General features: G+C 69.2%; 3 protein-coding genes and 1 pseudogene. All 4 read right to left on the minus strand.

Going from position 1 to position 11,127, the window contains the following annotated elements; all coding sequences use genetic code 11:
- Window positions 1-185: 185 nt before the first annotated feature.
- Window positions 186-566, minus strand: coding sequence for an MmyB family transcriptional regulator (locus tag ACZ44S_RS38910; protein WP_466938193.1), 381 nt, complete (start codon window positions 564-566; stop codon window positions 186-188).
- Between the two features lie 609 nt (window positions 567-1,175).
- Window positions 1,176-6,461, minus strand: a complete 5,286-nt coding sequence (locus tag ACZ44S_RS38915) for a non-ribosomal peptide synthetase/MFS transporter (RefSeq protein WP_466938198.1) — start codon at window positions 6,459-6,461, stop codon at window positions 1,176-1,178.
- A gap of 144 nt (window positions 6,462-6,605) precedes the next feature.
- Window positions 6,606-9,536 (minus strand): type I polyketide synthase, encoded by a 2,931-nt coding sequence (locus tag ACZ44S_RS38920; protein ID WP_466938195.1) that lies wholly within the window; start codon window positions 9,534-9,536, stop codon window positions 6,606-6,608.
- Window positions 9,537-9,924: 388 nt separating this feature from the next.
- Window positions 9,925-10,880: pseudogene (locus ACZ44S_RS38925) on the minus strand (winged helix-turn-helix domain-containing protein); the annotation flags it as partial.
- Between the last annotated feature and the right edge of the window lie 247 nt (window positions 10,881-11,127).

An 11,127-nucleotide genomic window follows, 5' to 3' on the forward strand; every position in this document is an offset into this window, starting at 1 on the left:
CATGAAGCTTGATGGTCACGGCCGCGATCCTCTCACGCCTGGCCCACGGGCCGTCCGCTCCCGACCCCGGTGAACCTTTCCGGTCACAGCACTAGGTGACCATGCTCAGGTCCGCGCCGGGGACGATGAGGACGTCGCAGTCGAGCAGGATGTCGCCGATCTCCGGATGGCGGATCCTCTTGCGGTCAGTCATATGGGAGGGCCGCCGTCGTCTGTGTGGCCCAGTGATGAGCGAAGACACCGAATTTTTCTCGCAGTTCCTGCACGAGACGATCGAGCTGGGCGTCCGCGGGATACCGGGACACGGCGTCCTTGAGGTCGGCGACGACCGACGCTTCTAAGGCGTCTGGTCCGCGCTCAGACCGGATGGGAAGCATCGAGGCGTGGGCGGCGTCGTTGCCGAAGAGTGCGCGGGCAGGGTTCCTTTCGGCGGTCGGGATGACGGCGGGGTCGCCGTGCACGGCGCTCCACGCGGTGTTCCACGACACCAGCCTCCAGTCGGCTGTGAACACGCCGATCGGGACGTGGCCGAGGCGCGCGGCAAGCCGTTGGGTCCCAGCGGGCACGTGGGTGCTGACCGTCCCGTCCCGTGGCGGCAGGAGCCCGGCGCGCTTCGGTACAGCTGGTCGCGCTCGGCGCGGGAGAGCTGAAGGGCCCGGGCGAGGGCACCGACGACTGGGCCGAAGGGCTGGTCGCGCCTCGTCCTCGGCACGCCCCATGCACCGACTGGTTCCTACGTCGACCGCAGCCGTGCGGACCGCTCGTCGGAGGAGTCCTGTGACGAGCGGCGTGAAGGCGAACTCTGGGATGCCGCTGAACGGTTCACCGCGGCGTGAGCAGCCAGGGCGGATGCACTCTCAGGCGACGTGATGAGCGGTTCACCCCGATAGATCGAGCAGTGACCGTGTCACCTATGGCGAGGACAACTCACGCATACGCACCGGCACGGCACGGCACCCCGCGCCATGTCCACCCTGCGCAACCTCGCCCTCGCACATGCACCAAGCAGACTGGACCAACATTGCCGCTGCAGCCGATCACTACCGGTCACGCCCTCAGCACGCGACCGCCATGCTCCGTATCACAGCCTGAGAACGCATTACCCCTGCTCCTCGACGTCGTAGGGTCGACCGATGTTGTGTCCTTGCCTGCGATGCGTGTCGTCGGAAGGGCTGTCACCTCGCGCTGCCCATGGTGATCGCTGCCGGCCGATCAGGTCCGGTCACGCGGTCCAGCGCCCGAAGGCCTATCAGATCGTCGGGAATGGCGTCGGGACTGTCGTCCACGAGCCGTGGCAGCCCGGCGCACAGCGCCCCCACGGCCAACAGCGCGACAGCCACGGACGACACCGTGAAGAGCGATGCGATGCCCTGCCCCGGCCCGGTGCCGATCACCGCGCCCAAGGTCGGCGCGAGCCTTCCGCCAGGAGCCAGCAGCGGCTCGAAGAGTTCCGAGACGTACGCCGCGACCAGGCCGAGCCCAACAGGCAGCCCGGGCCACGCGATCATCGTGGTGAGCGCGAGCACCCGGCCGTGGAACCGTTGCGGCACCTTGACCTCCACGATCGCGGCATGCAGCCCATGAAGCGCAGACAGCACAAGTGTCATGCCGAACACACCGAAACCGATCGTCACCACGTCGGCTCGTAGGCCGGTCACCCCGCAGAACACGGCCAGGCAGAACGTTGACAGCACCACGCAGCGCATCCGGCGCCGGGGCGGACCGCCCCACAGCGTCATGACCAGGCCACCCAGCACACCTGCCAGTCCCGAGCCGGCAAGCACCCAACCGAGGTCGGTGAGACCGCCGACCGCCAGCACCCGCGGTGGGATCAGGAGGAACAACGGCGACAGCAGGACGTTGAGCACCGCACAGAAGATCAGCATCCGGCGCAGCCATGCTTGATCCCACGAGTACCGGAGTCCCGCCCTGACGGCGGCCGTCACGGACTCCGTCGGTCCCGCCATGGTCCGAGGGAACCGGACCAGGAGCGTGACAGGGATCGCGACCGAGTAGCTCAACACGCCGAGGACGAGAACACCCTCCAGTCCTATGGCTGCCAGCAGCCAGACGGCCGCGGCCGGGACAATCAGCCGACCCGCCCCCGTGCCCGCCCGGACAAGTCCGCCGATGTGGCCAAGGTACCGTTTGGGGACGAGCTGCGGCACGGCTGATGTGTAGGCGAGCCGCTGGAACGTGAAGGTGACCGACAAGCACGCGAGGAGCGGGTAGACGTGCCACGTCTGCACGTTCCCCGTCCACAGCAACAGGCCGAGCAGCAACTGGGCCCCGCCCGCGCCGATGTCGCTCGCGAGCATGATCGTGCGACGGTCACGGCGGTCCACCACCGTGCCGGCCAGTGGCGCAATGACCAGCCCGGGCATCAGGCCGACTCCGGCAGACAGGGCGAACTGGATGAGCGAGCCGGTGGTGAGATAGACCCAGATCGGGATCGCGACGCCGGTGAGGGCCGAGGCGACGGCCGAGGCCAGACGACCCGCCGTCACGGTGAGGAACCGGCTCACCGCAGGCCGAGGCCCGCCGGGAGTGTCCGGCGAGCCGGCGCGCGAGACGTCGAGCAGCTGCCACCCGTCCCCGTCGGCTACCCCGTCGGCCGCGACAGCCCGATGAGTGGTCGTCACGATATCGGCAAGTTCCGCGGCACGATGCTTCTGGAAGAAGTGGCCCGCCTCGTCGAGCAACACCAAGGCGGTGATGTCACTGAGGAAGTGCCACTCGAGGAAGCGCTCCTGAGGGAACTCGGACGCCGGGTCGTGTTCCCCGGCCACGCTGATGACCGGCGCGCGCAGCCGCTCCACCGGGCTCTTGAGCAGGCGCGTGAAGTACTGCTCCGCCGCTTCGGTGTCGCGGCGTGTGTTGCGGACGATGTGCCGTGTCTGCGCGGGGTCGAGGTCTCCCATGTCGAGCCCGAGCGAGGTCAGCCCGTTGGCGTAGGAGCGGTCACCGCGCCACGCGTCCGGATTGAGGAACTTGCCCAGTGCACCGAGCACGCGCCCGCGGCCCGGCCGGGCGAACGGGAAGATGGCGCCGATGTAGACCGCTTCGGGGACACGGCCGGCCATCTCCAGCCTTCTGGCGATCTCCACGGCGAGCGCCGAGCCGACGCCGCAGTGCCCGTACAGCGCGATCGGTCCGGCCACCTTCTCCAAAATCTCCTCGACGCACCGGGCTGCGACGTCCTCGAGGGGTGCGCGTTCCTCGTCGATTCCTATGTCGTGACCGGGTATGGCGACCGACCACAACGCGTGCGTGGCCGGCAGTGCGTCCGCCAGCGGCTTGTAGACCATGGCGCCGCCGCCGCCGTACGGAACCGTGACGAAGCTGAGCTCGGGCTTGGTCCGCGGCTCAGGCGTCAGCCGGTGCAGCAGCCCGCGCGCGGTCTGCGTGGTCCCGTCGAGCAGAGCGGCGAGTTGCCGGATCGTCGGGTGTGTGAACAGGTCCATCACGGCGATCGCTGTGCTGCCGGCCGCGCGTCTCAGCCGCTCCACCAGCTTGATCGCCAGCAGGGAGTGGCCGCCCAGGTCGAAGAAGTCGTCATCGATCCCGATGTCGACCCGGCCGAGCACATCCGCCCACACGGCGTGGATCGCCCGCTCCGGGTCAGTACGTGGGGCCGTCGGCTCGACCACCCGGCCGACAGGTGCCTCAGGCGCAGGCAGCCGCCCGCGGTCCACCTTGCCGTTGGCGGTCAGCGGCAGCCTCGGCAGCATGACGAACGAGCTGGGCACCATGTAGGCCGGCAGCGCCGATGCGAGGTGCGACCGCAGTGCCGCGGTGTCGGGTGCGTGTCCGGGTTCGACGACTACGTACGCCACAAGCTGTGCGGCGTTACCGGTCCCGTGCGTGGTCACTACGCATTCGACGACCTCGGGATGGTGGGTCAGGTGTGCCTCGATCTCGCCGAGTTCGATGCGGTAGCCGCGGATTTTGACCTGGGCGTCGGCCCGGCCGAGAAACTCGATCACCCCGTCGGGCCGGTACCGCCCGAGGTCGCCGGTCCGGTAGAGGCGGGCGCCGGAGCGAGGGTGTGTGACGAACGCCGCCGCGGTCCGCTCGGGGTCCTTCCAGTAGCCGGTGGCCACTCCGGCGCCCCCGATGTACAACTCACCGGGAACACCGACCGGGACGTCGCACAGCCCGCGGTCGAGGATGTGGAAGTGCTGGTTGGCCAGCGGGCGACCGTACGGGATGGAGGACCACGACGGGTCGACGTGCTCGACGGGGTAGAAGATCGACCAGATCGATCCCTCGGTCGCTCCGCCGAGGCTGACGATCTCGGCGTTCGGGGCGAGCGCGCGAATGCGGTCGGGCAGTGTCGGAGGGATCCAGTCACCGGACATCATCACCAGCCGGAGCGAGCTGATGTCGGCCTTCTGCTGCTCGGCGTGTTCGACGAGGAGTTCCATCAGCGCGGGTACCGAGTTCCACACGGTGATCCGCTGGTCGGTGACCATCCGTGCCCATGCCGCCGGGTCCTTGTCCTCCGACGGCCGCCCCATGACCAGCGAGGCACCGGCGGCCAACGCGCCGTAGACGTCGTAGACCGACAGGTCGAAGCTCAGCGAGGACAGCGCGACCACCCGGTCGTCGGGCCCCACCCGAAACCGCTCATTGATGTCGCGGACGGTATTGAGCGCTGCCCTGTGCTCGATCATCACGCCTTTGGGCGTGCCGGTCGAACCCGACGTGAAGATCACGTAGGCCAGGTCGTCCGCCTCGGCGGGGCAGAGTGGCGCCGAGGCACCCGTCGCCCCGGTGACAGACAGGGTCACCAGCCCGTCCGGCCAGGTCAGCCGCGAGCACAGCGCCGGCTGGGTGAGAGCTACGGTGCAGCCACCGCGCGCGATGAGTTCATTGCGGCGGCTCTCGGGCAGGTCTGCGTCGACGGGCAGGTAGGCGGCGCCGGCCTTGTGGACGGCGAGCACCGCGACGACCTGCTCCCACCCACGATCCATCACGACGGCCACCAGGTCGCCCCTCCTCACCCCGGCGGCGGTCAGCTGAGCCGCGAGGTGACACGCCCTCCGGTCGACCTCGCCATGCGAGAGCCGGCCCCCGGGGTGGATCACCGCCGGCCGGTCAGGCGCCTTGCTCGCCTGCGCCTCGACCGGGCCATGGAGACACTGATCGGCGCCGAGATCGGCGCTGGTGTCGTTCCAGCGTGTGCGCTGCGCCCGTTCATCGGCCGTGAGCAGTTCATAGCTCGATATCGGGGCGTGCGGGTCGGCCGCTATGCCCTCCAGGAGGACGTGGAAGTGGGCTCCCAAGCGCGCGATCGAGTCGGCGGTGAACAGCGCGGTGTTGTAAACCATCAGGAAGCCGCCGTCGCCTGCGGTGTGAAGCTCGAGATCGAACCTGGTCGCGCAGTACGACATGGGGACGTCTTCGGTAACGGTGAGCGACGGGTGGCTCGGCAGCACCGATTCGTAGCTCTGCATGGAGAAAACCACCTGGAACAGCGGCGAACGTGACACCTCACGCGGCACATTCAGCTCGGTGACCAGGCGCTCGAACGGCAGTTCCTGATGACTGAACGCGTGTCCGACCGTCGCGCGGACCCGTTGCAGCAGCTCGACGAACGTCGGGTCGCCCGATGAGTCGACCCGCATGGGCACCATATTGATGAAGCAGCCGACGAGGTCGTCGAGCTCGGGAACGGGCCGGCCGGCCGTCGGGGACCCGATGGTGACGTCATCCTGCTGCGCCCTGCGCCCCAGGAGAACCGCGAATGCCGCGAGCAGCACCATGTATGGCGTGGCCCGGTGCCTGCGCGCGAGCCGGAGCACCTCGTCGAGCGCCCTCGGCTCGACCGAGAACTGGTGCGCGGCGCCGGTGTACGTCGGTACCGGTGGCCGCTGCCGGTCGGTCGGCAGCTCGAGCGGCGCGACGCCGGTGAGCTGCTTGCGCCAGTACGCCACATCGTGTTCAGCGTCGGGCCGGGCGCGTTGCCATGCGGCGAAGTCGCGGTAGCGCACCGGCAGGTCCGGGAGCGGGTCACCGGCCAGACAAGCCAGTACCTCGCCGAGAAGGAGTTCGGTGGACCAGCCGTCAGCCGCGATGTGGTGTACCGCGAGTGCGAACACATGCTCGTCGGGGGCGATGGTGATCAGCAGCGCCCGCGCCACAGGGCCGGTCGTGAGGTCGAACGGTTCGGCCATGAAGGCGTCGACGAGCTTCCTCACCGCTTCCTCGGCGGCGGCCTCCGAGGTGGTGAGCGGAATCGAACCGGCTTCGTCGATGACGACGGTGGGCCGGCCGTCCACTGTCCCGGGAAACCGGGTCCGCAGCGGCTCGTGCCGGGCCGCAACCCGGTTCAACGCCGCAGCGAGCGCAGCCGGATCTACCGCACCGCGCAGCCGCCATGCCTCCGGAATCGTGTACGCCGTCGTGCCGGGCGCGTACGCGTCCATGAACCACAGGCGTTCCTGTGCGAACGACATCACGGGTTCCCCGTCGGGCACCACGGGGATGGTTGCCGGTGCCGGAGGCAACTCGGTCAGGTCACTCACGCTAGTCCTCCGCGGGTCATCTGGGGTGTCCGCCGGACACGGCCGGCAGTTCCGGGGCCGCGACCGCGGGAGTGCTCACTGGCCGGCTCCGTCCGGCCCACCGGACTCACTCACCACAGCGGCGAGCTCGCGAATCGTGGAGTGGTCGAAGACGTCCATGATCGTGAGCTGAAGCGTGTCCCTGCCGAGCGCCGGAGCCAGCCGGGCCAGCACACGCGTCGCGTGCAAGGAATGGCCTCCGAGTTCGAAGAAGTCGTCGTCTATGCCCACGTGCGGTACTCCCAGCACCTCGCACCACACCGCGGCGATCGCCTTCTCCACCGGTGTGCGCGGACCGGCCACCGTCGCGTCCGGGGGATGCACCGGCTCCGTGGTACCCGGTGACACGCGTGCCACGACGGACGCAGGGTCGTCGACCGCGAACCGCTCACGTTGAAACGGGTACGTCGGCAGCGGGACGCGCCGGGGCTGCCGGCCGTGGTGCAATGCGGACCAGCGCACCGGCAGCCCTGCCTGCCACAGCACACCGGTCGCACGCAGCGACTCGGCGGCACCTCCCGCTCGTTCGGCTGCCTCCGGCAAGCTTTGTACTATCGTGCGGCCGGGTTCACAGCCGGGGTGCTGCCGGGCCAGGCTCCCGAGCACGCGGCCAGGGCCCATCTCCAGCAGGAGCCCCGAAGGGCCGTCGAACAGGGTCTGCAAGGCGTCGGAGGCGCGGACCGTGTGACGCAGGTGACCGACCCAGTAGGCCGGATCGCAGGCGTCGTCGGCCGTGACCTGCGCACCGGTCCGGTCGGAGATCCACGGCAGCTGCGGTGGGCGCAAGCGCACCGCCGCCACCGCACGGGCGTACTCGTCGACTATGTCGTCGACGAGTACCGAGTGGGCCGCAGAGGCGATCTGTACCCGGTGCGCGTCCAGTCCGAGGCCGGCGAGACGCCGGCCGAGACGCCCGATGCCGGCCGGGGGACCACTGACAACACACCGCCGCGGGCCGTCGACCGCGGTGATCGCCATGTCGTCGCCGAGCATCGGCAGCACGTCGGCCTCGGGCAGCGGTACGACGATCCCGCCGCTTTCGGGCAAGCGGTCCAGGAGCCGCCCCCACGCAAGTACAAGCGACAACGCGTCGGACCGTGTGAGCACTCCTGCCGAGACAGCAGCGGCGTACGCGCCCAGACTGTACCCGAGGACCACATGCGGTCTGATCCCGCGAGATTCCCACAGATCGGCCATGGCGTGCTGGACGGCGAAGAGCACCGGCTGGGATACCGCCGCCGTGGTCAGCCGTGCTTCCGCCTCGGCCTCGCCGCCGGCGTCCGGGTGCAGTACCTGGCGCAAGTCCCACCCGAGGTGCGCGGCGGCCTGAGCGGCGCAGTCGTCGATGGCCGCGCGGAAGACCGGCTCGTGCACGTACAACTCTCGCGCCATGCCGACGTGCGGGCCGTTCTCCCCCGGGAAGAGGAACGCGACCTCCGGAGTCTCCGGAGGAGGAGTCGTGGGACCTTGGGGCGGTTCGGCCAGGCCGGTCAGCCCCTGGACCGCCTCGTCGCGGTCGCCTGCCACCACAAAGGCTCGGTGGGCGAATGCCGCACGGCCGGTCTGCAGGGTCCATGCCGCGTCGGCGAGCGCGACCGGGTCCCGGTCGAGCCGGGTGCGCAGTCGCGCCGCCGACTCGGCGAGTGCCGCAGCGGTGCGCGCCGACAGCGGGAGCAGGTGGTAGCGGCTCTCGTTGGGGGGCAGGTGTACTGCCGGCGCCTCCTGGACGACGACATGGGCATTGGTCCCGCCGACCCCGGTGGCATTGACCCCGGCTCGGCGGGGACCGGCTCCCGGCGGCCACGGCGTCGCCTCACTCGTCACCGTGAACGGGCCGGCCGCGAGGTCGAGGTGCGGGTGGGGACGGCGGAAGTGTGCCGTGCCCGGAATAACGCCGTGGCGCAATGCCAGCACCACCTTGATGAGCCCGATCACCCCTGCGGCCGTGTCGGAATGCCCGATGTTCGACTTGACGGAGCCCAGTACGCACCGCCTGGAGGAGCCCGGCAGCCCGAACGCCTCCGACAGGGCGCGGACTTCGATCGCGTCCCCGATCGCGGTGCCGGTGCCGTGCGCCTCCACGTAGCCGATCGTGTCCGGGGAGACTCCTGCGGCGAGGTGCGCTGAGCGGATCGCTGCCACTTGTCCCGTCACGCTGGGTGCGGTGAAGCTGATCTTGCCGGATCCGTCATTGCTGAGCCCCGAACCCCGGAGCACGGCGTAAACATGATCCCCTTCAGCGAGTGCGTCGGGCAGCCGCTTGAGCACGACGATTCCGGCTCCGTCCGCGCCGACCATTCCGTCGGCGTCCGCATCGAACGGCCGGCAGCGGCCGTCCGGCGAGAGCAGGTCGTCACCCTCCCCGGCGCCCGCAGGACCACGCAGCGTGACTCCACCCGCCAGGGCTGTGTCGCAGTCGCCGGCGATCAGCGCCTGGCATGCCAGATGAACAGCGACGAGCGAGGTGGAGCAGCCGGTGTGCACGGTGACGGCCGGACCTCGCAGGTTCAGCGTGTGCGCCACCCGGCCGGTGAGGAAGTCGCGACTGCCGGCGAGCCGGAACTGCTCGTCCGTCGCCTCCGGAAACCGGTGCCGCTGTGCGTACAGAACAGCCAGATGGTCCGTTTCGCCGCTCCCGCCGTAGACGCCGATGGCACCCGGGTAAGTGTGAGGGTTGCAGCCGGCGTGCTCCAGCGCCTCCCAAGCGCACTCGACGAACACCCGAAACTGCGGGTCGAGCATCTGCGCATCCCTCGGCGCGACCCCGAAGAAGGCGGCATCGAACCCGCCGACGTCGGCAACTACTCCGTACGTGGCCCCAAGGTCGAAACGTGTCGTCAGATCGCGGCCGGCAACGAGCGCGGCCCAGAATTCGTCGAGGTCCGCGACGCCGGGTATCCGGGCCGCCATGCCGACGACAGCCACGGCCGTCTCCATATCCTCGTCAATTTCTACGGTCGCGGACATGCCTCATCACCTCGGAGAGGAAAGAGGAACGGAAACACGCGCATTGCGGCAGAGACAATTCAGCCGACCCGGACGCGTGGAGCCTTCGTACATGTCCCGCCCATCACTTGAGGTCACTCGGCGACGGCCATCGCGCAGGAAATGACGCGCAGATGAGTCACCCCCGTGCCACTGGTCCGACAGCCGGATCATGATTGCAGTACGTAAACAAGAGGTTACGTCACCGCAGATGCAAAAGATACATGCACTGTCGGAATGCGGAACCTGAATTCAGGCCTTCTCCGCATCGCCGAAATACCATAGGGGGTTCCAGACCAGTTTCGGTGGCGCAGCCGTCGTAGATTCTGAACGGCGACGCGGACAGGCGACCCTCGCGACAGGTGCGATCGGTGAGCCAGTCGCGGTGGGCGAAGTAGTGGCGCATGCCGGCCGTCAGGTGGGTGTTCACGTTGTCCCAGACCAGTACGACCGGGCCGCCGAGTTGCTGGTGAGCACTCTGGATGAGGTCGCGGTAGTCCTTCCAGGAGAAGCTTTTGCGTCCGTCGGGCCGGGCATCGGGGCAGGGTCGGTAGATCAGCCGAAAAGGTTCGCCAGGCTTGTAGCAGACCAGGGCGGCGACGGATAAGCGGCGGCGGGAGTGGCCCCGCACGCGGACCACGGGGGTGTGGCCGCGGCGGGACCAGGTGCGGGAGGAGCTACTGCAGCATCGCCTCACACGATCGCAGCGTCCCGCTGCCCCGACCGGCGCGTCACCGGCGCAGCACAGCACAGACCGTGCACGCCAGCCCAGCATGACGTTCTGTCACCGCTTCACGGAAATCTTGGCATAGCCTATCGAGAAGCCGGCCTCGTCCTCGAAGACGAGCCAGGCGTCGAGCGCCGCCGCGGTTCTTCCACGCTCGGCCAGGTCTCCTTCACCCAGCCGGCCACCGCCGCCTCGTTGCGCTCGATGGCACGGCGGGCGGGGACCTGGCAGGTCCAGCCGTGCCGTCTGAGCAGCGCGGCGACACCCTGGACGGTGTAGCTCCTGTGGAACCGACGCCCGATCAAGGTCTTGATCCGTGACAGGGTCCAGGTCCGGTCCGGCCAGCCGTGCGCGACAGAGCCCTTCAACAGCTCCCGCTCGAGCACGGCGAACAGCTCTTCGCTCAACAGCGGCAGCGACGCCGGCCCTTTCGAGGCAAGGGCCCCCGGCCCGCCCTGCGACCAGGCCCTGCGCCAGCGCTGCACCGACCGGACGCTGACGCGCAGGTCGTGCGCGATGTCCGCGTTCTCGTCCCCCTGTTGGAACCGCTCGGCCGCCTCCAACCGGTCGGTCAGGCCACCGCCCTGGGCATACCTCACGTACTCGGGATACCGCAGGGATCATGAGCCGCCGGCCCTACCGACATCAGGCTTTGAAGGTCAGTAACCGCGAAAACGCGGCATTGCCCACACCATCCGCGAGAAGACCGACCAGCGGCGGCACCGGCTGAGGCGCGGTTGCCACGGCGGCCGACCGGATGACCGGACGACGCGGTGGGGGGGGGGGGGGGGGGGGGGGGAGGAACGAGACCCACCCCACCCGACAAACCCTCAAAACGAAAAGGAG

The sequence above is a fragment of the Streptomyces malachitofuscus genome (assembly GCF_055571035.1).